Below are 22379 nucleotides of genomic sequence, written 5' to 3'. Positions count from 1 at the left end.
AAAAAAGTGAGAAACCATTTGGTCTCTCACTTTTCTTCAATTGCCCAGCGACGTCCTACTCTTGCAGGGGGAGATCCCCCAACTACCATCGGCGCTGAAGAGCTTAACTTCCGTGTTCGGCATGGGAACGGGTGTGACCTCTTCGCCATCATCACTAGACTAACAGGATGTTAGCCGTTCGGTGTTCACCACAGGACGTGGTGGCACTTAATCGAACTTCCTTATTTCAGGTGTTCCCTGAAAACTAGATAGCACGCACAACTTTCCAATATGTCCAGCTACGTAAGCCAAATCCTCGATCGTTTCACCTTTTGATTCTGACGCATAAAGCGCGTCTGACTCAAAAGCCTCCAACGCTTGTCGGATTTAAACGGCTTACTTCGCTTTTCGTTTAGGTTAAGCCCTCGATCGATTAGTATTCGTCAGCTCCACGTGTTGCCACGCTTCCACCCCGAACCTATCTACCTCATCATCTCTAAGGGATCTTACCAGCTTAATGCTGTGGGAAATCTCATCTCGAGGGGGGCTTCATGCTTAGATGCTTTCAGCACTTATCCCTTCCACACGTAGCTACCCAGCTATGCTCCTGGCGGAACAACTGGTACACCAGCGGTGTGTCCATCCCGGTCCTCTCGTACTAAGGACAGCTCCTCTCAAATTTCCTGCGCCCGCGACGGATAGGGACCGAACTGTCTCACGACGTTCTGAACCCAGCTCGCGTACCGCTTTAATGGGCGAACAGCCCAACCCTTGGGACCTACTTCAGCCCCAGGATGCGATGAGCCGACATCGAGGTGCCAAACCTCCCCGTCGATGTGGACTCTTGGGGGAGATAAGCCTGTTATCCCCAGGGTAGCTTTTATCCGTTGAGCGATGGCCCTTCCATGCGGAACCACCGGATCACTAAGCCCGACTTTCGTCCCTGCTCGACTTGTAGGTCTCGCAGTCAAGCTCCCTTGTGCCTTTACACTCTGCGAATGATTTCCAACCATTCTGAGGGAACCTTTGGGCGCCTCCGTTACACTTTAGGAGGCGACCGCCCCAGTCAAACTGCCCACCTGACACTGTCTCCGCACCGGATCACGGTGCTGGGTTAGAATGTCAGTACAGCCAGGGTAGTATCCCACCGACGCCTCCATCGAACCTGGCGGTCCGACTTCTATGGCTCCTACCTATCCTGTACAAGCTGTACCAAAATCCAATATCAGGCTACAGTAAAGCTCCATGGGGTCTTTCCGTCCTGTCGCGGGTAACCTGCATCTTCACAGGTACTATAATTTCACCGGGTCTCTCGTTGAGACAGTATCCAAGTCGTTGCACCTTTCGTGCGGGTCGGAACTTACCCGACAAGGAATTTCGCTACCTTAGGACCGTTATAGTTACGGCCGCCGTTTACTGGGGCTTCGATTCAGAGCTTCTCCCGTAAGGGATAACCCCTCCTCTTAACCTTCCAGCACCGGGCAGGTGTCAGCCCCTATACTTCGCCTTACGGCTTTGCAGAGACCTGTGTTTTTGCTAAACAGTCGCTTGGATCTTTTCACTGCGGCTCCCCTGGGCTATAAACCCGAGGAAGCACCCCTTCTCCCGAAGTTACGGGGTCATTTTGCCGAGTTCCTTAACGAGAGTTCTCCCGATCGTCTTAGGATTCTCTCCTCGCCTACCTGTGTCGGTTTGCGGTACGGGCACCTTTTTCCTCACTAGAGGCTTTTCTTGGCAGCGTAGAATCAAGGACTTCGGTACTAAATTTCCCTCGCCATCACGACTCAGCCTTCATGGTGAACGGATTTGCCTATTCACCAGCCTAATCGCTTGGACGCGCATTTCCAGCAGCGCGCTCTCCCTATCTTTCTGCGTCCCCCCGTCGTTCAAACGGAAAGGAGGTGGTACAGGAATATCAACCTGTTATCCATCGCCTACGCCTTTCGGCCTCGGCTTAGGTCCCGACTAACCCTGAGCGGACGAGCCTTCCTCAGGAAACCTTGGGCTTTCGACGGACAAGATTCTCACTTGTCTTTCGCTACTCATACCGGCATTCTCACTTCTAAGCGCTCCACCAGTCCTTTCGGTCTGACTTCACTGCCCTTAGAACGCTCTCCTACCATTGTCGTAAGACAATCCACAGCTTCGGTGATACGTTTAGCCCCGGTACATTTTCGGCGCAGCGTCACTCGACCAGTGAGCTATTACGCACTCTTTAAATGATGGCTGCTTCTAAGCCAACATCCTGGTTGTCTAAGCAACGCCACATCCTTTTCCACTTAACGTATACTTTGGGACCTTAGCTGGTGGTCTGGGCTGTTTCCCTCTCGACTACGGATCTTATCACTCGCAGTCTGACTCCCGCGGATAAATCGTTGGCATTCGGAGTTTGACTGGATTCGGTAATCCGGTAAGGACCCCTAGTCCAATCAGTGCTCTACCTCCAAGATTCTTGCCGCGAGGCTAGCCCTAAAGCTATTTCGGAGAGAACCAGCTATCTCCAGGTTCGATTGGCATTTCACCGCTACCCACACCTCATCCCCGCATTTTTCAACATGCGTGGGTTCGGGCCTCCATTCAGTGTTACCTGAACTTCACCCTGGACATGGGTAGATCACCTGGTTTCGGGTCTACGACCACGTACTATTTCGCCCTATTCAGACTCGCTTTCGCTGCGGCTCCGCCTTCTCAGCTTAACCTTGCACGGGATCGTAACTCGCCGGTTCATTCTACAAAAGGCACGCTGTCACCCATTAACGGGCTCCAACTAGTTGTAGGCACACGGTTTCAGGTTCTTTTTCACTCCCCTTCCGGGGTGCTTTTCACCTTTCCCTCACGGTACTGGTTCACTATCGGTCACTAGAGAGTATTTAGCCTTGGGAGATGGTCCTCCCGGATTCCGACGGGGTTTCACGTGTCCCGCCGTACTCAGGATCCGTCTCGGAGGGCATCGGATTTTGACTACAGGATTGTTACCTTCTCTGATGGACCTTTCCAGGTCGCTTCGTCTATCCGTGCCTTTGTAACTCCAAAGAGACGTCCTACAACCCCAGAGGGCAAGCCCTCTGGTTTGGGCTGATTCCGTTTCGCTCGCCGCTACTCAGGAAATCGCGTTTGCTTTCTCTTCCTCCGGGTAATGAGATGTTTCAGTTCCCCGGGTCTGCCTTCCATTCCCTATGTATTCAGAAATGGATACCATCCTATTAAAGATGGTGGGTTCCCCCATTCGGAAATCTCCGGATCAAAGCGTACTTACAGCTCCCCGAAGCATATCGGTGTTCGTCCCGTCCTTCTTAGGCTTCTAGTGCCAAGGCATCCACCGTGCGCCCTTAGTAGCTTAACCTTCGATTTGTTAGGCATTGCTGCCATAACGCATCAGTTATTACTAAGTTATTGCATAAAAAATAATTATTGGATGTCGTTGTTTGTGCTATCTAGTTTTCAAGGAACAAGGCTACTGTTTGAATCCGCCTAAGCTTCATCACTTCACCTGGTTTGAAAGAATAAATCATTCTTTCAAAACTAAACGAAACGCTCATGTAAGGTTGGTAACGTAAGTTACCTTCGTAATTCTCCATAGAAAGGAGGTGATCCAGCCGCACCTTCCGATACGGCTACCTTGTTACGACTTCACCCCAATCATTTGTCCCACCTTCGGCGGCTGGCTCCATAAAGGTTACCCCACCGACTTCGGGTGTTACAAACTCTCGTGGTGTGACGGGCGGTGTGTACAAGGCCCGGGAACGTATTCACCGCGGCATGCTGATCCGCGATTACTAGCAATTCCGGCTTCATGCAGGCGAGTTGCAGCCTGCAATCCGAACTGAGAACGGCTTTATGGGATTCGCTTCACCTCGCGGTGTTGCTGCCCTTTGTACCGTCCATTGTAGCACGTGTGTAGCCCAGGTCATAAGGGGCATGATGATTTGACGTCATCCCCACCTTCCTCCGGTTTGTCACCGGCAGTCACCTTAGAGTGCCCAACTAAATGCTGGCAACTAAGATCAAGGGTTGCGCTCGTTGCGGGACTTAACCCAACATCTCACGACACGAGCTGACGACAACCATGCACCACCTGTCACTCTGTCCCCCGAAGGGGAACGTCCTGTCTCCAGGATTGTCAGAGGATGTCAAGACCTGGTAAGGTTCTTCGCGTTGCTTCGAATTAAACCACATGCTCCACTGCTTGTGCGGGCCCCCGTCAATTCCTTTGAGTTTCAACCTTGCGGTCGTACTCCCCAGGCGGAGTGCTTAATGTGTTAACTTCAGCACTGAGGGTGGAACCCCCCAACACCTAGCACTCATCGTTTACGGCGTGGACTACCAGGGTATCTAATCCTGTTTGCTCCCCACGCTTTCGCGCCTCAGCGTCAGTTACAGACCAGAGAGCCGCCTTCGCCACTGGTGTTCCTCCACATATCTACGCATTTCACCGCTACACGTGGAATTCCACTCTCCTCTTCTGCACTCAAGTCCTCCAGTTTCCAATGACCCTCCACGGTTGAGCCGTGGGCTTTCACATCAGACTTAAAAGACCGCCTGCGCGCGCTTTACGCCCAATAATTCCGGACAACGCTTGCCACCTACGTATTACCGCGGCTGCTGGCACGTAGTTAGCCGTGGCTTTCTGGTTAGGTACCGTCAAGGTACCGCCCTATTCGAACGGTACTTGTTCTTCCCTAACAACAGAGCTTTACGACCCGAAGGCCTTCGTCACTCACGCGGCGTTGCTCCGTCAGACTTTCGTCCATTGCGGAAGATTCCCTACTGCTGCCTCCCGTAGGAGTCTGGGCCGTGTCTCAGTCCCAGTGTGGCCGATCACCCTCTCAGGTCGGCTACGCATCGTCGCCTTGGTAAGCCATTACCTTACCAACTAGCTAATGCGCCGCGGGCCCATCCTGCAGTGTTAGCTCGAAAGCCAACTTTCAACATTGCACCATGCGGTGCGATGTATTACCCGGTATTAGCTCCGGTTTCCCGGAGTTATCCCAGTCTGCAGGGCAGGTTGCCCACGTGTTACTCACCCGTCCGCCGCTAAGATCAGGGAGCAAGCTCCCATCTCTTCGCTCGACTTGCATGTATTAGGCACGCCGCCAGCGTTCGTCCTGAGCCAGGATCAAACTCTCCGATAGAAAGCTTAATCTAGCTTTAAAACAATGTTTTGTTTCCGTAGAAACAACTACTTACATGGCGTTTCGTTCAGTTTTCAAAGATCGATTTGTTTCTTTCAATGTCGTTTTCAGCGACCAAATCATCATACCATGATGACTTGAACAGTGTCAACAACTTTTTTTCAAAAGATGGTGGGCCTGAGTGGACTCGAACCACCGACCTCACGCTTATCAGGCGTGCGCTCTAACCAGCTGAGCTACAGGCCCATCTTTAATGGAGCGGGTGATGGGGATCGAACCCACGACATCAGCTTGGAAGGCTGAGGTTTTACCACTAAACTACACCCGCGATATTGATGGTCGGGAAGACAGGATTTGAACCTGCGACCCCTTGGTCCCAAACCAAGTGCTCTACCAAGCTGAGCTACTTCCCGACATTTTATTAAGTAAATAAATATGGTGCGCCCGAGAGAAGTCGAATCCCTAACCTTCTGATCCGTAGTCAGACGCTCTATCCAATTGAGCTACGGGCGCATATTATATTTGGTGCGGTTGAGAGGACTCGAACCTCCACGGGGTTTCCCCCACTAGCCCCTCAAGCTAGCGCGTCTGCCATTCCGCCACAACCGCACATCGTTACTTGATGAAAACTTAGCATTTTAAAAGAATTGGTGCGGGTGAAGGGACTTGAACCCCCACGTCGTAAGACACTAGATCCTAAGTCTAGCGCGTCTGCCAATTCCGCCACACCCGCAAAAAGTGGTGAGCCATGAAGGACTCGAACCTTCGACCCTCTGATTAAAAGTCAGATGCTCTACCAACTGAGCTAATGGCTCAACATGGCTGGGCTAGCTGGATTCGAACCAGCGCATGACGGAATCAAAATCCGTTGCCTTACCGCTTGGCTATAGCCCAACAATTTATATAATCAGATTCATTTTAGAAAATAATGGCGGTCTCGACGGGAATCGAACCCGCGATCTCCTGCGTGACAGGCAGGCATGTTAACCGCTACACCACGAGACCTCTATAACTGATTACATATCATGTTGTTGAAACATTTTATTTTTAAAATTTGTTGGTGACCCGTACGGGATTCGAACCCGTGTTACCGCCGTGAAAGGGCGGTGTCTTAACCGCTTGACCAACGGGCCATAAAAATGGCGGAGAAGGAGGGATTTGAACCCTCGCGCCGCTCACGCGACCTACACCCTTAGCAGGGGCGCCCCTTCAGCCACTTGGGTACTTCTCCGTTTGGCTCCACAGGTAGGATTCGAACCTACGACCGATCGGTTAACAGCCGATAGCTCTACCACTGAGCTACTGTGGAATAGTGTTTAATTTGTTGTCTCCGTTATCGGCGACATTTAATATAATAACTCATCCGGCAATCAAAGTCAACAGCTTTTTTGAAATTTCTTAAAGCGTTATGTATTCGATCTGGACTTGCTCTCCGAAGAGACTTTATTAATTTACCACATACAATCTAGGTCGTCAATGATAACTTTCAATAAACTTGTTTTAACTTTCCTCTACACTTTCCGCACACATATCGTAAGGTGTCCATCCTTCTCTTCCTTCTATACTTAGCATGGCATTGTTGACACTCGTAAAGGTACTTATATGATTCTACTCTTCTTTGCCCAGGTACTACCTGGCAGTAGCGTGATCCCCCCACTTTTTGAAGAAGTTGTTTGAAATCCTGGTCCTGATGTTTATAACCTTTCTTCTGAATGTGTAGGTGATAATGACATAGTTCATGCTTTATAATCCCTTCAAGTTCTGTTACACCAAATTGATCATAGTGCTTTTTATTGAATTCAAGATTATGTGACCTTAACAAATAACGTCCGCCAGTAGTTCTTAAACGAGCATTAAATGTAGCTTGATGAAGAAAAGGCATACCAAAATACCTCTCGGATATTGCTTCTACTAAACGCTGCAGTTCTTTCTCAGTCAACTCATTCATCCTTTCACTTTCCGAACATATACAAGCCGCTTTTCATAAACTAATTTACATCATCATTCACGCAGTGTCATCCATTAAAGGAGGAGATGGAGTTGCCTGTATGGTTTAAGAAACAACTGAAACAAGCTTACCTTGAGAAAAATCGCCGACAAATCAAGCTTCTTAATCAATGTTGGTTTTTTTACAGAAGAAAACACCGCCCCTAAGGGCAGTGCTTATGATGGCTTTAGCATAGTAAGAGCGATTCTTTCCCTTTTCAAATCAACTTCATCAACCCATACAGTAACAACTTGCCCTACATGGACAACTTCCATAGGGTTTTTCACAAAGCGAGTCGTTAATTTCGAGATATGAACAAGCCCATCTTGTTTAACCCCTATATCAATAAAAGCACCAAAGTCTACTACGTTTCGTACTGTTCCTTCTAACTCCATACCCTGTTCAAGATCTTCCATTTTCAAAACATCTGTTTTTAAAATAGGCTGTGAGAGTTCATCTCGGGGGTCACGCCCCGGCTTCTGCAGAGATGCCACAATATCTTGTAACGTGGGTTCCCCTATATTTAAAGCCTCTGCAGTTTCCTTCATCGGAATTGCAGACAAAGATTGCACTAGTTTTTCAGTCCCAATATCCTGCGGCTTACAATCAATGCGTTCTAAAAGTGCTTTTGTTACCTGATAACTTTCAGGGTGGATCTCTGTTTGATCAAGAGGTTGCTTCCCTCCCATTATTCGAAGAAATCCAATACACTGCTCATATGTTTTAGCACCAAGCCTTGGCACTTTCTTTAACTGCACCCTACTTGTAAACTTTCCTTCTTCATCTCGTTTTTTAACGATATTCATCGCAACTGCTCGAGAAAGACCAGCTACATATTGAAGGAGAGAGACAGAAGCTGTATTCACATTAACGCCAACCTGGTTAACAGCGGTTTCCACAACAAAGGTTAATTGATCATTCAGCTTTTTCTGAGACACATCGTGCTGATATTGTCCCACTCCTACTGATTTAGGATCAATTTTAACTAGCTCAGCAAGTGGGTCTTGAACTCTACGCGCAATGGAAACCGCCGAACGTTCCTCCACCTGTAGATCAGGAAACTCTTCTCTTGCAAGGTCTGATGCAGAGTAAACACTCGCTCCTGCTTCATTAACAATTAAATAGACCACTTTTACTTCCACTTCTTTTATCACATCTGCAATAAACTGTTCGGTTTCACGTGATGCCGTCCCGTTCCCTATAGCAACCATCTCAATATCGTAGTCTTTTATCATTTGTATCACTATAGCTTTCGCTTTCTCGACTTCTGAGCGTGGCGGTGTTGGATAGATAACAGACACATTAAGCATTTTACCGGTATCATCAACAACAGCTAGTTTACACCCAGTTCGAAAGGCAGGATCTACCCCAAGTACTCTCTTTCCTTTTAAAGGGGGTTGTAGCAAAAGATGTTTTAGGTTTTCTGAGAAAATATGAATGGCTTGGTCCTCAGCTCGCTCAGTTAATTCTTTACGTATTTCTCTTTCTACAGAAGGTTGAATAAGACGTTTGTAACTGTCAATAATGGCTTCCTCTAATAGAGTGACGCAACTTTGCTGCTGATTTTTTATTATTTTCCTATTTAAATAATCATGGATTGAATCAGTAGGTGGGGTGACTGATGTACGTAAAACTTTTTCCTTCTCACCTCTATTAATCGCCAGAACCCGATGTGGAACGATTTTTGAAATACCTTCCTGGTAGGAATAGTACATTTCAAATATCTTTTTAGGATCTTCTTCTTCAGATTTCACAGCGGTTTGAAGAATACCATGTTGAAATGTTTTTGCACGAATCCACTTACGTGCGTCCGCATCATCTGATATCCATTCAGCAATAATATCCTGCGCTCCTTGGATGGCATCTTCCACTGTAGGAACTTCGTTTTCTTTTGATATGTATTCTACAGCCGCTTCGGAGGCTTCTCCAGTTCCATCATTTAGAATCCAAAGAGCAAGAGGCTCCAATCCCTTCTCTTTTGCAATTGTAGCCTTCGTTCGTTTCTTTTGTTTATAAGGTCGATATAGATCTTCTACTTCTTGAAGCTTAGTAGCCTTCTCTAGTTGCTTCTTTAATTCATCTGTTAGTTTGTCTTGCTCCCGTATGAGACGAATAACCTCTTCTTTTCGATTGGCGAGATTTTGAAGATAAAGCCAAGCTTCCTGAATATCCCTCAATTGAACTTCATCAAGCCCACCTGTTAACTCCTTACGGTAACGCGCAATAAACGGAACCGTGTTACCATCATTTAAAAGTGTGATTACTTCTCGTACACTTCGTTCAGCAAGCTGCAATTTCTGCGCTACCTTATGAAAATGTTCCGCTTGCTTTTTATCTGCTGTCATTTCCAAAATAATTCCTCCTCGGGACTCATTCGATAATACTATTAGTTTACCGGATAAGTTGATTAGTTAAAAGCGCGCAAGCATAATCACTAAAACACTTCAGACGGTTTCTACTACTAGTAGTAGAAACTTAAACCAAAATAAAAAAGCTCTCCCTGATTTATCTGGAAGAACTTTTTATACCGTTTTCCCTACAAGGAGAGTAATGTCATCATTTGTAGAGGGAAGCGCGTCTGTTAAATGCTGAAAGGATTCCTTTACTGAATCAAATCGAGCAATCATTGAGTAGTTTTTAGAACTAATTTGAACACCGTCAGAATAAGTAACGAAAGAGGACCCTGAAGGATAATCAATTGATTGCACCTTCACCTTCTGAAGCTTTCCTGAGAGATACCCTGAATAAGAGATAGGACGAATAATCTTACCATCCGGTTGGTAAATAATTAAATTAATATTTCCTATACCACTATATTCGAGCTGTCTTGTCTTAAGATCAAGTTTAAAAATAGAAAGCACGCACCCACGTTTCCCTCTCATCTCTTCATTTGCACGTTTCATCAAAGTTTCTACATCTTCATCCTGATATTCTTTTACTACATTGATAGCGGCTAGGGAAGAATCTTTAGCCATATCTCCACTGCCAAGCCCATCCGCTACAGCGCAAATGAAATAATCAGATGTTTCAGCTACATAATAGCTATCCCCGCACATCTGATTACCTGCCTTAGGTTTCTGATAAGCTGCAACAGTAAGCTTTTTAAAATCATGATGATGAATCATGATTAAAAAGCCTCCGTTGGTTCAATACGAATTGCCTGTCTTAATTTTTCGAGAGCTCTTCTCTGCAAGCGGGAAACATGCATTTGTGAAATACCAAGCTTCTCTCCAGTTTCTTTCTGGCTCATATTTTCAAAATACGTACAATTCAAGATTTCTTGTTCTCGCTCAGTGAGTACTGCAAAAGCCTTTTTAAGAAGCATTTGCTGATCCACAAGATCAAACCCTTGCTCTTGATCACCAACTAGATCAAGTAGAGTAACTGTACTTCCTTCCTGATCTGCTTCAATTGAACTATCAACCGAAAGAGCTTGATAACTTTTGCCCATTTCCATCGTCTCAAGAACTTCTTCCTCAGATACATTAAGGTACTCTGCAAGTTCATCGACCTTTGGAGAACGCTGAAGTTCATTAGTTAATTCTTCAACCGCTTTTTTAATACGGGGTCCAAGCTCTTTTATTCTTCTCGGCACATGAACACTCCATGTTTTGTCCCGAATAAACCGTTTGATTTCACCGACAATCGTTGGAACTGCAAACGATTCAAAGCTTCTACCAAATTCAGGGTCGTAACGACGAAGAGCTGCAAGCAACCCAATCATCCCAACCTGTGAAAGGTCGTCATGAATGCTTTTCCCCTTCGAGAACTTACGAGCGAGTGACTGCACAAGATCCTGATACCTCTCAACAAGCTTTAGTTGAATAACTTCATCAGTCGGATCGTTTTGATATTGCTCAATCCACTCATATACCTCATTGTTGTTATTATTGCGGGGATGATGAGATTGTGTCGGCATCTACTTCCACCCCATCTCTGTGGAGGAACTTTGTCATCATGACTACTACTCCGTCCTCTCCACTGATTTCCACTTTGTCCATCAGTGATTCAATCAGAAAGAGCCCTAATCCTCCCTCACTGAGTTGTTCTACAGACTTGTCACTATCAACTGGTCCAAGCTTTTCGGAAACTTTTGTATAGTCAAAACTTTGACCGCGATCGAGCACCATCATCTCAAGTCGGTCTTCATAAATACCAAATCCAATTGTGATTTGACCCTTTTCATCTTCTTTATAGGCATGGTTCACTGCATTTGTACAAGCTTCTGAAAGAGCAATTTTGATATCCTCAATCTCATCATAGGAATACCCCATGCGATTCGCAATTCCTGAAACCGTTAATCTCGTAACGCCAACAAATTCTGCTTGTGCAGGGATTTTCATTTCAACAAAATCTGAAATATTGATCACTTCGATCCCCCCTTTACGTCTTCGATATCGATCACTTCGTCTAATCCAGTGATTTCAAAAAGACGCTGTACGCGTGAAGTCATTCCAGTCAACTTAATAGAGCTACCGTGCTCTTTAGATGACTTCAGTGCACCTACGAAAACACCAAGACCAGTACTGTCCATATAGTTTACGTCACCAAGATGAACAAGTGTCTCATGTCCTTCTTTTCCAGTTAACGGAAGCAAAGCTTCACGGAGCTGAGGTGCTGTATAAGCATCTATTTCACCAGCTATATGTAAATGATGTGTATTTTCATGGTCTTCTTGTTTGATTTGCAAATTCATAACATTACCCCCTGTAGGTTGCTTCTAATTATTAGTTAAATCCATTAATTCCTTATTCCACTTTTAGAAAGAAGTTAAACCTCACGACGCAAAATAACAAGGGTGAAATCATCTCTGAGTTCAAACTCCTGTAAGCGCTCAAGCTCTCGATAAACCTCATCGACAATTTCTTGAGCAGAGAGGTGGATGTATTTACGAATTAACGCAACAATTTCATCACGTTCAATAAAACCATTAGTGGAGCGGCATTCAGTTACACCATCTGAAAGCATGATAACCATATCATTTCCATTAAGGACACGTTGGTATTCTTGATATGACGTTTTCTTTGAAACCCCTAGGACAAGTCCCTTTGTAAATAGCTCCTCGAACTCATCTTTTTCTGCATCGTAAAAAAAGCCCGGTTCATGACCGGCACCAGCGTAATAAAATGAATGTACCCTAGGATCATATAATCCGTAAAACATCGTAATGAACATATTAGGGTCAACATTTTGTTCCACTACTCGATTTAGATTTTCAAGAACCGCACCCGGCTGCATTCGCTGCTCTGGCGCGCTATCCATTGTGTATTTAATCATACTCATGCACAAAGCAGCTGGAATACCTTTGCCTATAACATCAGCGATAGCTACACTAACGCAATTGTTCTCATCTTGAACAAAATGATAGTAATCCCCGCTCATTTTCTGGGCGGGTTTACTAATAGCACCAATATCAAGATCCTGAACTTCTGGCTTATCACCCGCAAGCAAGGTTTGCTGCATGTTTGCCGCGATCTCAATTTCGGATTCTAATTGTTGCTGACGACTACGAAGACTCTGATGCTCTCTGTATGCAAATCCATACCCGATCATCATCTCAAGTAGAAAATCATATGAATTTTTAAGCGGCTCAGGTATATCCGGGAACAGTTCCTCAAGAACGCTCACATGGAGACTGACAGCTTCTTCAGGAGATATCTTTTGTTCGATCATCTTTCGACTAAACTGCTGTCCCTTATATAAGGTTTGCTCAGACTGCTCCTCTAAATAATTCTCTAATATTGCTTTGTATTTTTGATATTGAAGATCTCGGTCGTCCATTATTGTCTATCCTCCTTAACGGAGCCATTTAATAGAAGTGATAACAGTTCCTTCATTTTCTTTCGAATCGATCGTAAACTCATCCATTAATCGTTTGACCCCAGGAAGACCAGCTCCAAGACCACCAGAGGTTGTAAAACCATCTTCCATTACTTTTCTAATATCTTTAATTCCCGGGCCAGAGTCAGATGCTTCGATTTTAAGTCCTAACTTCCCCCCGTTTTCTACCCGTTCAATGGCTACTTCGCCACTCCCGGCATAGAGGTATATGTTACGAGCGAGTTCAGAAATAGCCGTCGTAATACGAGCTTGATCAACAGTACCGAAGCCTAGCTCTTTTGCTATATTCCTACCAGACTGTCTCGCTTTCACAATATCCCATTCATTTCGTACTTCCACACAGGATTGGATATTCATAACTTATCCCCCCAATTCCTGTTGTAATTTCTCTAACCCCTGTTCTAAATCTAATGCAGTCGGGACATTTTTCATCATGATTCCTAAATCAATTAACGTAATAGCAACGGCAGGTTGAATTCCTGTCAGTACTACTTTTGCCCCCATTAAATTCGACATGCGCACTACATCACCTAAAACTTTGGCAATAAATGAATCAATCATATCGACAGAAGTTAAATCAATTACAACGCCCTTTGCTCCTGTTTCATGAATCTTCTCGAGCAAATCCTCCTGAAATTGAAGTGCTGTTTTGTCATCGAGGTCTATTTGTATGGTAATTAGTAAATACTCATTTAATTTTAATATAGGAATTCGCATTGTCTTCCCCCCTTACTCAATCTCAATCATCTGACGTTTTGTCATTTCTAATGCAGTTTTCATGCCTTTAAATAACGTACTTTTCGTTGGGAATTGTCCAAGGTCAATTCCTAGGTTAACGATTGTTTGAGCAATTTCTGGTCTAATCCCTACAAGAATGCACTGAGCGCCAACAAGTCTCACTGCTTCTGCTGCTTGTATAATATGATGAGCGACCATCGTATCAACAACTGGAACCCCAGTGATTTCAATAAGAACAACTTGAGACCTGTGTTTAATAACACCAGTTAACAAGTTTTCCATTATAAGTTTCGCCCGCTCAGTATCAATTGTGCCTATAAGTGGCATGACGCTAATATTCTCAAATACCGGGATGAGAGGTGCAGATAATTCTTGAAGAGCAACTTTTTGAATAGATACAGTGTTCTCCCAATTTTTTGCGCTCTCATTAATTAATTGATTAACAATTGGATCGATCCAACGATCGATTTCATCGTACATGCTAAACACTCTATCATTAGATTGATTCGCATCAAGAAGAACACCTAGAATAATTCGACGGAAGTTTTGTAATCCCTGAGTGACATAACTCAGTCTCCACCCAATCTTCATCAAACGCTCTGCAAACTCCGTCATTCGATCTGTTGGTTTATGAACGTTTTGTTCAATATGCGTGTAAATAATTTCGAACAACTCTTTGTTTGTTTCTATATAAGCATTATCTGTTATTGATTGAAGCCGATGTTCATCACGTACTCTCTCCATCTCATCCATCCATCTGGTGTAAATACGTTCTCGGCTTTCGTTCAATAATTGTATAACTAACTTGTCCATCGTGCTCCTCCCTACGATCTTTCTTCATTCATTTATCTTCTCATTGCAAGAAATCACTCGCAATTATTATGCCTTACTAGTCTTAGCGCATCACATCATTTTCATCTTAACACACTTTTCGACATAACTAGAAAATTCCCTGCTATGAGCTACACGAAATGTGGTGAATAAAAGGGGGAGCAGACCAAGAGTTGCAAGGAAGCACTCTACCTAAAAACATTTATATGATACAAAAAAACTGCTCATAGGAGCAGCTTCGTTTGGGTATTATACGTTTTCAAAAATCAATGAGTCCAAGGCTGATCTGCAAAGCTTCTTGCACTCTTTGCATCATACCCTCATCAAGGTGAGTGATTTTATCAGTTAGACGCTGTTTATCAATGGTACGAATTTGTTCTAGCAGGATAACCGAATCACGTTCAAACCCGTAACGCTTGGCATCAATTTCCACATGTGTGGGCAGCTTAGCTTTTTGGATTTGCGCAGTAATTGCGGCAACAATGACAGTAGGACTAAAACGATTCCCAATGTCGTTCTGAATAATTAAGACGGGTCTTACCCCACCTTGTTCAGAACCTACAACAGGAGAAAGGTCAGCAAAATACACATCACCTCGTTTGACAATCAAGCCACTACACCCCGCTTACTAAGCGGTCCACGGTGTGCTCTGCTTCCTCCTCAACAAGAAAGGCTTCTGCTGCAAGGTTCAAGTTAATCTTAGCCATCTCCATGTACCCCTGGCGCATGGCGTCACGAATTTGTCGCTTCTTTCGTTCGCGAATATACATTGTCGTGGCCTGTGATATGAACTCGTTACGATCAAGCTGTTCCTGTTGAATAATACCATCCACCTCATTTAAAATATGTTGTGGGAGAGTTACAACAATCGATTTTTTGTTTGCCTCTGACACAAACATACACCTCCGAAGCACTGCTACTCATATTGTATTCCACCATTAATCTTACCATTGCAAACGACGCATTGCAAAACAACTTTCCACAAGACTATTTCATCATATTCTTCCAAAATCCTTCTTTTATTTTACTATTTTTTTAAAATTGTATTCATTACGCCTTTTTTTTCTCCGTTTTCACGAAAAAGTCTCGGAACGCGCGGTCCTATCATACAAGGAATTTCATAGTTAATCGTCTCAAGTCGTTCAGCAATGTCATCTATTGTAATTTCCTCTGAACCTTGTACTCCAATTAGCGTCACATGAGTTCCTATTTCAACTTCAGAAGAAAGACGAACCATGAGTTGATCCATACAGATACGGCCCACAATAGGTGCACGCTCGCCATTTATGAGAACATAAGCATTACTTAGTTTACGTATCCATCCATCAGCATATCCAATAGGAACTGTTCCAATCCATTCCCCTTCAGCTGTGTGATACGTAGACCCATAGCTAATCGGCTCTCCTGTGCTCATTTGCTTCACGTTAACTAGCTGACTATGAAGACTAAATGCAGGTTTAAGCTCAAAAGGTTGAATGGACTTCATCTCTTGAGAAGGAATCAATCCATACATTGAAATACCGATACGAATTAAATTTCCAATTCGATCAGGGTAGCGAATCGCTCCTGCACTATTTCCAAGATGAACCCATTTAGGCTCAATACCTTCTCTTCGAAAATAATCTTTCATTTTTTTAAAAGTTGCTATTTGAGATTCAATGAAAGCATTATCCGGTTCATCCGCTGTCGCGAAATGAGTGTAGATCCCCTCAACGATAAAAGAAGTGTGCTTTCTTAACCTTTCTATAATCATGGTTGCTTCTGTTTCCTTTTTTATCCCAAGACGCCCCATCCCAGTGTCAACTTTCAAATGGATATTAAGTGGTAATTCCCCTAGTACTCTCGCAGCTTGTTCGATCCAATCTTTTTGGAAAGCAGTAAGGGTAATGTCATGTTCTGCTGCCATTTTCACATACTCAGGAGGCACCCATCCCAATACAAGAATGGGAGCATCAATTCCTTCTTCACGAAGTGCAAGTGCCTCATCAAGAATAGCTACCGCAAGGTATTTAGCCCCAGCGCTTAAAGCCTTCTTAGCTGTCGCAACAGCTCCATGTCCATACCCATTTGCTTTCACAACAGCCATGATGGAAACATCTTTCGGCACATATTGCTTATATGATTTTACATTCTGTTCAATAGCATCCAGATTAACCTCAGCCCAAGTTTCACGATAAAACGCCTGATTGTCCATTCCAACTTCCTCCTAAAACAAATCACTCTGCCCTCTATTTTAGGAGATTTCAAGAAAAGCGCAAGTGTCTCGTTTAGTTCCGACAAGCGCTGGAAGCTTTTTTCCTGAACACGCCCTTTGTGTTCTGGGGAAAAGCTGAAGCGACTCGAGGAACTAGACACTGGAGCTAGACAATAAAAGCGCAAGTGTCTCGTTAATTCCGACAAGCGCTGGAAGCTATTAAATATGGTTTACTATAGCTATTTCTAAAAAAGGTTCAGCCATGTAATCATAGCTGAACCTCTTTGAAGTGTTATTTAATTTCCGTCATACCATACACTGACCTTGCCACAGACGCCATCTCTTCTTGAGTTAAATCATTTGAAGCCAGGAAGAAATCAACACCATTATGGTTCCAGGTAACTGTAGTATCTGTCATGACACCCATTGTAAAGCCTAAGTCCACCGGTTGACCCTCACCTACCGAGACAGGAGCACTTGTTTCGAGCACCGCCTCACTTTTCTCTTCTATTAACGTAAAGGACTTTTCACCAGTGAAGCTTAACATAACTTTGTTTGTGGCTACTTCTTTCTCATCTGTAAGACCTGTGCCTTGTGGTTCGTACATTGGATACACAACTTCAAACGGTTCATTTGTTGTAGCAATGACAGGTATTTCTAACTGAGCAGCTGTCATATTTCGTTCCATATCAAATGCACCCTTATCGAATGAAGCGTTGAATTTCATATTAGAGAATTCAATATCAACAAGAGGTTTCTGATCTTGATTCATAATGGTTACTTTCTCTGGCGCAAGGTCTTTCTTATTTAATTGGATAGACTGTTTTGATAAGTTCTTGTTCTGGTAGTTTGTTTTCGTTGTAAACACATAATCATTTTCTTTTGCTTCAAATTCTGCTCCAGAATCATTTAGTATATCTAGAACAAGCGTGTTATAGAGATAGGCCTGGCTACCATTCTCCGGCCAATCACTCTGGAATCTAAAACTTTTATTAAGAGCAGGAGTCAGAACAAATACCCCTTCATCGTTACGCAAGATAATTTGACTCTGTTCTTTTGAAGCGTTTTTTAACTCAACACGATAAAAAGAGGGCTTTTGGTACCAGATCTCTACATCATAACGCTGTGGTTCTTCACCTGTTTCAAGCGTCATTTTGGCATTTACTTTATAGCTCTCCATCTCATTCAACTTTTTGTCTAAAGCATCTACAACATCCTGCTGACTTTTCTGTCCGCATCCCGATAGTGCCACAAGCATCAGTACTCCGATAAGAAAAACGACTCCGAACTTTTTCACTCTATCCAACTCCTTTGCCTCATTTAAAACGACAAAGGAGGTTCCTGTCATGTGAAAAACCTATCCGTGATGTTGGTTAAGAAATGAATGCAGAACGGTTGGAATCGTAGCAATAACATCAGTCGCCAGTACGTCAAGAGTAGTGTGAGTCGTTTGAACAAGGGTATCTGCTGCTTGCCCATGTAGAAATACCGCATTGCTTATCCCTTCTTGGATGGACGAACTGTGCATAACGAAAGCAAGTACCATACCAGTCAGGACGTCACCGGTTCCTCCCTTAGCAAGCGCTGGATTACCTGTTGTGTTAACGAACTGACTTCCATCTGGGGAAGTTACAATCGTATTCGGGCCTTTCAATACAAGGTAAACACCGAATTCTTTAGCAAATGAACGAGAGATCTCGAATCGCTTACGCTGAATTTCCTCGATTGGCAAGTCAGTTAACCTTGCCATCTCTCCAGGATGGGGCGTTAGCACAGTCGGTGTTTCCCTTGCCTTCAGACATCCTTTCAATTCTGCCAGGTGGTACAAAGCATCTGCGTCCAGAATGAGGGGGGAAGTTGTTGATAACGCTGCTTCAACGACTGATTTACACCCCGGTTTTCTCCCAAGACCTGGACCAACAGCAATTCCATCGAAAGAAGAAAGGTCCTCCGGCACTTCTCCAGAGAAAAATCCTTCGCGAGATGACCACCCCTGGAAAATTGTTTCAACGACTGTTCCAGCCACCACAGAAAGAATTTCATCAGGTACTGAAGCCTGAATTAACCCCGCTCCGCTCCTATAGGCAGCTTTCGCTGTCATAACAGGCGCTCCAACCATTCCCTTTGATCCTCCAATCACCAGCCCTTTTCCATGGCTTCCTTTATGAGAGGACGCCGATCGATCAGAAAGCGTGCGATGTACATCTGACTTTTGCCAGAGTTCTCTATTGAATACAGATGAAAAAGCAGCCTGTGGTAGACCAATATCAACTACCTCTAAATCTCCATAAAAATCGGCATCTGGATAAAGGAAGGCTCCTAATTTTGGACACTGAATCGTATAAGTTTTATTCGCACGAACCGGAACGCCTTCGCCCACGTATCCTCCATTCGCATGTAGACCGCTCGGAAGATCAACAGATAAAACCGTTGCAGAAGACCGATTCAATTGCCTAATTACCTCATCGTATGGAGCACGAATTGCCCCTGATAAGCCAAGTCCTAGAAGACAATCGATAACTACAGAATAGTTTTGAATGTCCCGAGCGAATGCAACTCCGTCTTCATACGATTTGTAAGAATACGAGAGGCTACGATAAATATCGAAGTGAGTTCTAGCGTCTCCCCTTATCTTTGAATATGGTGGAATCAACCAGATATCTACATCATATCCATGCTCTTTTAAATATCTTCCCAGAACAAAACCGTCGCCTCCGTTATTCCCTGTGCCAATTAATACAGCCACACGCTTTTCTTTTTGAATTCTGCTCTTCATCGCCTCAAATAGAGCTTTCCCCGCATTTTCCATCAACATCACACCGCTAATCCCGATTTCCTCCATGGCAAAACGGTCTGCTTCATACATTTCTTCTCCGGATACGATTCTCACAACAGGTCCCTCCTGACCGTGGTAAATTATATGAGGCAAGTCTCCACCTTATGCAGACTAGCTTGACGAGCACTCAATAATTACTTGTGCAATAGCATGCTGCTTCGTATGTGAAATGGATATATGTATCTTCTCATCTTGATCGGCTGATTCAATATACGGCGCACCTTCTGGCGATTTCCGCACACAAATGTCTTGCCAGCTAAGTCTACCAATCCCAGTACCCCTCGCTTTTGCATACGCTTCTTTAGCTGCAAAACGTCCCGCCAAAAATTCCACACTTCTATGCCCACTTATTTGCTGATATTCTCTACGTTCACGTTCAGTTAGGATACGCCCAGCAAATGCAGCATTCCTCTGAACAACCTGTTTGATACGATCAACCTCAATCATATCTATTCCGATTCCTCTAATCATCTCTATACTCCTTCGTACTAATTCGTCACAAGCCTGCATAGTGTTTTCAATAGTGATTATACCTCTAGCTATGCTAAACTAATAAGAAAACGAGTGAGCTTAATTTACCAGCCACTCCTACAACATTCCATTGAACTGAATTGATAATAAATTCTCTGAAAAAGGTGGTCGAATTATGTTTGTGCGAAATGAAGATTTTCGCTCATTTATCCGTTATTATCCTATCATTTCCATACTTATTGGTATACATATCCTCCTCTTTGTTCTCGTAAACCTTTTTGGTTTGTATTCGATCTTAAGACTTGGGGTGGGCTACAATCGAGCGATTGAAATTGGTGAATATTGGAGACTCATTACGCCGATCTTCCTACATGGTGGATTTGCCCACGTTTTATTCAATTCCTTTTCACTCTATCTTTTTGGTCCGGCTTTAGAACAGATGTTAGGGAAAGCCAAGTTCTTGGTTGGCTACTTCGGGGCTGGAATTATCGCCAATATTGCCACCTTCTATTTGCAAGATAGTAATTTCAGTCACGTGGGTGCTTCTGGTGCAATCTTTGGGCTTTTTGGGATATATTTTTATATGGCTTTCTATCGCAAAGAATTAATTGATCAAGCAAATTCACAATTGATTTTAATGATTCTTGGAATAGGACTCGTAATGACATTTGTAAGTCCTAATATCAACATTCTTGGTCATCTCTTTGGGTTTATAGGCGGGGCAGCTCTGGCACCTATTCTTTTGATTGGAGCTAAACCATTTATCAATCGCGGCATTATTCGCGTCAGACGAACGGCAGACAGTGGAGAAATACGGTTTAAACCAAATCGTTGGCAACGGAGGAAAATCCGTACAGGGTCTGGTCGCGGCGGAAAAATTCTATGGGGAATTTTCATTTTCCTCGTCGTAATTGGTTTTATAGCAAGATTTGTTTAACGAAGTTCACACAAAAAAACCAGTGATTTTAACTAATATGTACCCTGTGTAAAGGACAGTTTAAAAAAGACTAGGCAACATTAAGAAGATGATTCCTGTATTGAACAGGGGTCATCTTTTTTAAGTTCCACTGACATCTATCCAGGTTGTAATACATCATATAACTCTTAACTTCACGTTTTAATTCGATTAGTGTTTGACAAGGTTTTATTGAGGCTTCGTCTTTAAAGTGACCAAAGAAAGATTCCTGTGGGGCATTATCCCAACAGTTTCCTCTTCTAGACATAGACTGATCTAAACCGTATTTCTTTAGCTGTTTTTGGTAGGTAGGGTGAGTATAGTGAAAGCCTTGATCAGAATGAATAAAGGCATTCGCATCTAGTTTTGCTTTACGGTTGTTTTTAAGTTTTACTAACGTATCTGTCGCTAGATCGAGCGTAATTCGGTCAGACACATGATAAGCTAGGATCTCATTCGTAGAGCCGTCCTTTATGGTAGATAGATACGCTTTCTTCTTATTTCCATAAAACAAATAGGTAATGTCAGTTAGAAGTACTTTCCCTGGGATGCCTTGTTTGAAGTTTCGCTCAAGTTTGTTTGGTACAACGCTGTGCTCTTTCGTTGCTTTCGCCATACGACGATAGGGATTCGCTCTTCTGATCGGACATACGATTCCGTATTTTTTCATGATTCTGCGTATGCGTTTTAAGTTATAGGTTATTTGATACTGGTTAGCTAGCGTCATCTTGATTTGACGTGCCCCTTTTTTTCGCTTTTTAAAGGCATAGGCTTTTAGGATCCAGTCTTTTAAAACTTGGTCTCGCGCCTCGTTTTCTGTTCGACGCTTTCGAGCACCTTCAGTGAAATAACGATAATAACCAGATCGTGAGACACCCACTACGGAACATAAGTATCGGACCATATTTTTAAGTTGATACTCATGGATGATATGGCGGATTAATTCAAACTTGAGAGAAGCAGCTAATTTTATCTCTTTTTTCCCATCCCCTTTTCCATCATTTCGAGCTTTTTTAGGAGATCATTCTCTGCTTTTAATAGGTTATTTTGAGCTTCTAAACGTTTGTATTTTTCCTCTAAAGACAGTTCCTTATCTTTGGATCTTCCGGAGCTTTCTTTACGAGTGTCAGTAAGTCCATTAATCCCTTTGTTTTTATAACCCTGTCTCCACCTTCTCGCGGCAGAATGTACTCTTTCGTGTCCGAGAGTATCGACATCAAATCCATTTTCTTTAAAAATCTGACTCGGTAGTTTTCCTTTTTCATACTCCGTAATGAATATTCGCTTAAATTCATCACTGTATGTGATTCCTTTTTCACTAACTGATTTCACAAATTTATTAGAGGCAAGTGTTTTGACATCTTCCTCTGAGAATACTTTCTTACTCATTAATAATCATTTCCCATCGTAGAATT

General features: G+C 43.6%; 19 protein-coding genes, 12 tRNA genes and 3 rRNA genes. 2 read left to right on the top strand and 32 right to left on the bottom strand.

Annotation, left to right across the window (positions count from 1 at the left end; translation table 11 throughout):
• Positions 1 to 42: 42 nt before the first annotated feature.
• From rrf to AC0VYV_RS01455, 16 genes are all read right to left on the bottom strand, one after another.
• Positions 43 to 159, bottom strand: a 5S ribosomal RNA gene (gene rrf, locus AC0VYV_RS01530).
• Positions 160 to 392: 233 nt separating this feature from the next.
• A 23S ribosomal RNA gene (locus AC0VYV_RS01525) occupies positions 393 to 3322 on the bottom strand.
• 237 nt (positions 3323 to 3559) lie between these two features.
• A 16S ribosomal RNA gene (locus tag AC0VYV_RS01520) occupies positions 3560 to 5111 on the bottom strand.
• The 16S, 23S and 5S rRNA genes sit together here with 12 tRNA genes alongside, the layout of an rRNA operon.
• Before the next feature lie 169 nt (positions 5112 to 5280).
• Positions 5281 to 5357 (bottom strand) — tRNA-Ile (locus AC0VYV_RS01515).
• Between the two features lie 8 nt (positions 5358 to 5365).
• Positions 5366 to 5439, bottom strand: a tRNA-Gly gene (locus AC0VYV_RS01510).
• An 8-nt stretch (positions 5440 to 5447) separates the two neighbouring features.
• Positions 5448 to 5524, bottom strand: a tRNA-Pro gene (locus AC0VYV_RS01505).
• A gap of 23 nt (positions 5525 to 5547) precedes the next feature.
• Positions 5548 to 5624: transfer RNA gene (locus AC0VYV_RS01500), tRNA-Arg, on the bottom strand.
• A gap of 10 nt (positions 5625 to 5634) precedes the next feature.
• Positions 5635 to 5720: transfer RNA gene (locus tag AC0VYV_RS01495), tRNA-Leu, on the bottom strand.
• Positions 5721 to 5759: 39 nt separating this feature from the next.
• Positions 5760 to 5844, bottom strand: a tRNA-Leu gene (locus AC0VYV_RS01490).
• A 6-nt stretch (positions 5845 to 5850) separates the two neighbouring features.
• Positions 5851 to 5926: transfer RNA gene (locus AC0VYV_RS01485), tRNA-Lys, on the bottom strand.
• Positions 5927 to 5930: 4 nt separating this feature from the next.
• Positions 5931 to 6005: transfer RNA gene (locus tag AC0VYV_RS01480), tRNA-Gln, on the bottom strand.
• 35 nt (positions 6006 to 6040) lie between these two features.
• Positions 6041 to 6116, bottom strand: a tRNA-Asp gene (locus AC0VYV_RS01475).
• A 53-nt stretch (positions 6117 to 6169) separates the two neighbouring features.
• Positions 6170 to 6244: transfer RNA gene (locus AC0VYV_RS01470), tRNA-Glu, on the bottom strand.
• A 7-nt stretch (positions 6245 to 6251) separates the two neighbouring features.
• Positions 6252 to 6342 (bottom strand) — tRNA-Ser (locus tag AC0VYV_RS01465).
• Positions 6343 to 6345: 3 nt separating this feature from the next.
• A tRNA-Asn gene (locus AC0VYV_RS01460) sits at positions 6346 to 6420 on the bottom strand.
• A gap of 177 nt (positions 6421 to 6597) precedes the next feature.
• A complete protein-coding gene (locus AC0VYV_RS01455; RefSeq protein WP_430241906.1) occupies positions 6598 to 7050 on the bottom strand; it encodes a SprT family protein in 453 nt (150 codons plus the stop codon).
• 101 nt (positions 7051 to 7151) lie between these two features.
• Here AC0VYV_RS01455 and cmpA point away from each other — a divergent pair, with 101 nt between their 5' ends.
• Positions 7152 to 7265, top strand: coding sequence for a cortex morphogenetic protein CmpA (gene cmpA / locus AC0VYV_RS01450; RefSeq protein ID WP_194222491.1), 114 nt, complete (start codon positions 7152 to 7154; stop codon positions 7263 to 7265).
• A gap of 9 nt (positions 7266 to 7274) precedes the next feature.
• Here cmpA and AC0VYV_RS01445 read toward each other — a convergent pair whose 3' ends face one another.
• From AC0VYV_RS01445 to acpS, 15 genes are all read right to left on the bottom strand, one after another.
• Positions 7275 to 9443, bottom strand: coding sequence for a Tex family protein (locus AC0VYV_RS01445; protein ID WP_475367439.1), 2169 nt, complete (start codon positions 9441 to 9443; stop codon positions 7275 to 7277).
• A 177-nt stretch (positions 9444 to 9620) separates the two neighbouring features.
• Positions 9621 to 10223, bottom strand: coding sequence for a PP2C family serine/threonine-protein phosphatase (locus AC0VYV_RS01440; protein WP_475366323.1), 603 nt, complete (start codon positions 10221 to 10223; stop codon positions 9621 to 9623).
• A 2-nt stretch (positions 10224 to 10225) separates the two neighbouring features.
• Positions 10226 to 11017, bottom strand: a complete 792-nt coding sequence (sigB, locus tag AC0VYV_RS01435; protein WP_475374381.1) for an RNA polymerase sigma factor SigB — start codon at positions 11015 to 11017, stop codon at positions 10226 to 10228.
• The gene (rsbW, locus tag AC0VYV_RS01430) at positions 10986 to 11441 is read right to left on the bottom strand and encodes an anti-sigma B factor RsbW (protein ID WP_048313049.1); all 456 of its coding nucleotides are present in this window, start codon (positions 11439 to 11441) and stop codon (positions 10986 to 10988) included. Before rsbW ends, sigB begins: the two co-directional genes overlap by 32 nt.
• A gap of 23 nt (positions 11442 to 11464) precedes the next feature.
• Positions 11465 to 11794, bottom strand: coding sequence for an STAS domain-containing protein (locus tag AC0VYV_RS01425; RefSeq protein WP_048312987.1), 330 nt, complete (start codon positions 11792 to 11794; stop codon positions 11465 to 11467).
• Positions 11795 to 11868: 74 nt separating this feature from the next.
• Positions 11869 to 12879, bottom strand: a complete 1011-nt coding sequence (locus tag AC0VYV_RS01420) for a PP2C family protein-serine/threonine phosphatase (protein ID WP_303535794.1) — start codon at positions 12877 to 12879, stop codon at positions 11869 to 11871.
• Between the two features lie 15 nt (positions 12880 to 12894).
• Positions 12895 to 13296 carry an anti-sigma regulatory factor gene (locus tag AC0VYV_RS01415; RefSeq protein ID WP_194222496.1) on the bottom strand — a complete coding sequence of 134 codons (402 nt, stop codon included), beginning with the start codon at positions 13294 to 13296 and terminating at the stop codon, positions 12895 to 12897.
• A gap of 3 nt (positions 13297 to 13299) precedes the next feature.
• Positions 13300 to 13656, bottom strand: coding sequence for an STAS domain-containing protein (locus tag AC0VYV_RS01410; protein WP_194222497.1), 357 nt, complete (start codon positions 13654 to 13656; stop codon positions 13300 to 13302).
• A 12-nt stretch (positions 13657 to 13668) separates the two neighbouring features.
• Positions 13669 to 14490, bottom strand: coding sequence for an STAS domain-containing protein (locus tag AC0VYV_RS01405; RefSeq protein ID WP_430241915.1), 822 nt, complete (start codon positions 14488 to 14490; stop codon positions 13669 to 13671).
• Positions 14491 to 14767: 277 nt separating this feature from the next.
• Positions 14768 to 15118 (bottom strand): type II toxin-antitoxin system endoribonuclease NdoA, encoded by a 351-nt coding sequence (gene ndoA / locus AC0VYV_RS01400; protein ID WP_048312992.1) that lies wholly within the window; start codon positions 15116 to 15118, stop codon positions 14768 to 14770.
• A 4-nt stretch (positions 15119 to 15122) separates the two neighbouring features.
• A complete protein-coding gene (locus tag AC0VYV_RS01395) occupies positions 15123 to 15407 on the bottom strand; it encodes a CopG family ribbon-helix-helix protein (RefSeq protein WP_048312993.1) in 285 nt (94 codons plus the stop codon).
• 128 nt (positions 15408 to 15535) lie between these two features.
• Positions 15536 to 16702 carry an alanine racemase gene (alr, locus tag AC0VYV_RS01390; protein ID WP_475366322.1) on the bottom strand — a complete coding sequence of 389 codons (1167 nt, stop codon included), beginning with the start codon at positions 16700 to 16702 and terminating at the stop codon, positions 15536 to 15538.
• A 292-nt stretch (positions 16703 to 16994) separates the two neighbouring features.
• A complete protein-coding gene (locus AC0VYV_RS01385) occupies positions 16995 to 17999 on the bottom strand; it encodes a LolA family protein (protein ID WP_430241920.1) in 1005 nt (334 codons plus the stop codon).
• 60 nt (positions 18000 to 18059) lie between these two features.
• Positions 18060 to 19592: an NAD(P)H-hydrate dehydratase gene (locus AC0VYV_RS01380; protein ID WP_475366321.1), complete on the bottom strand. Its 1533-nt coding sequence runs from the start codon at positions 19590 to 19592 to the stop codon at positions 18060 to 18062.
• A gap of 57 nt (positions 19593 to 19649) precedes the next feature.
• The gene (gene acpS / locus AC0VYV_RS01375) at positions 19650 to 20009 is read right to left on the bottom strand and encodes a holo-ACP synthase (protein WP_475373197.1); all 360 of its coding nucleotides are present in this window, start codon (positions 20007 to 20009) and stop codon (positions 19650 to 19652) included.
• A 175-nt stretch (positions 20010 to 20184) separates the two neighbouring features.
• On the opposite strand from acpS, the gene AC0VYV_RS01370 reads away from it, so the two are divergent.
• Entirely contained in the window at positions 20185 to 20946 is a 762-nt protein-coding gene (locus AC0VYV_RS01370; protein ID WP_430241926.1) for a rhomboid family intramembrane serine protease, read from the top strand.
• A gap of 70 nt (positions 20947 to 21016) precedes the next feature.
• Here AC0VYV_RS01370 and AC0VYV_RS01365 read toward each other — a convergent pair.
• A protein-coding gene (locus AC0VYV_RS01365; protein WP_430241928.1) for an IS3 family transposase occupies positions 21017 to 22353 on the bottom strand; the annotation gives its coding sequence in 2 pieces (ribosomal slippage) (positions 21017 to 21969 and positions 21969 to 22353; 1338 coding nt in all).
• Positions 22354 to 22379 lie beyond the last annotated feature (26 nt).

This window comes from Anaerobacillus sp. QJM3NY_17, from assembly GCF_056173665.1.
Note: the sequence above shows the minus strand (reverse complement) of the source record. Positions and strands in the feature narration are given on the sequence as shown.

Coding starts and splice junctions, on each gene's coding strand:
- AC0VYV_RS01425 (WP_048312987.1), bottom strand. CDS start 11,794: ATGAATTTGCAAATCAAACAAGAAGACCATGAAAATACACATCATTTA.
- AC0VYV_RS01420 (WP_303535794.1), bottom strand. CDS start 12,879: ATGGACGACCGAGATCTTCAATATCAAAAATACAAAGCAATATTAGAG.
- AC0VYV_RS01395 (WP_048312993.1), bottom strand. CDS start 15,407: ATGTTTGTGTCAGAGGCAAACAAAAAATCGATTGTTGTAACTCTCCCA.
- AC0VYV_RS01405 (WP_430241915.1), bottom strand. CDS start 14,490: ATGGACAAGTTAGTTATACAATTATTGAACGAAAGCCGAGAACGTATT.
- AC0VYV_RS01410 (WP_194222497.1), bottom strand. CDS start 13,656: ATGCGAATTCCTATATTAAAATTAAATGAGTATTTACTAATTACCATA.
- alr (WP_475366322.1), bottom strand. CDS start 16,702: ATGGACAATCAGGCGTTTTATCGTGAAACTTGGGCTGAGGTTAATCTG.
- AC0VYV_RS01445 (WP_475367439.1), bottom strand. CDS start 9,443: ATGACAGCAGATAAAAAGCAAGCGGAACATTTTCATAAGGTAGCGCAG.
- AC0VYV_RS01370 (WP_430241926.1), top strand. CDS start 20,185: ATGTTTGTGCGAAATGAAGATTTTCGCTCATTTATCCGTTATTATCCT.
- AC0VYV_RS01415 (WP_194222496.1), bottom strand. CDS start 13,296: ATGAATATCCAATCCTGTGTGGAAGTACGAAATGAATGGGATATTGTG.
- sigB (WP_475374381.1), bottom strand. CDS start 11,017: ATGCCGACACAATCTCATCATCCCCGCAATAATAACAACAATGAGGTA.
- AC0VYV_RS01440 (WP_475366323.1), bottom strand. CDS start 10,223: ATGATTCATCATCATGATTTTAAAAAGCTTACTGTTGCAGCTTATCAG.
- rsbW (WP_048313049.1), bottom strand. CDS start 11,441: ATGAAAATCCCTGCACAAGCAGAATTTGTTGGCGTTACGAGATTAACG.
- acpS (WP_475373197.1), bottom strand. CDS start 20,009: ATGATTAGAGGAATCGGAATAGATATGATTGAGGTTGATCGTATCAAA.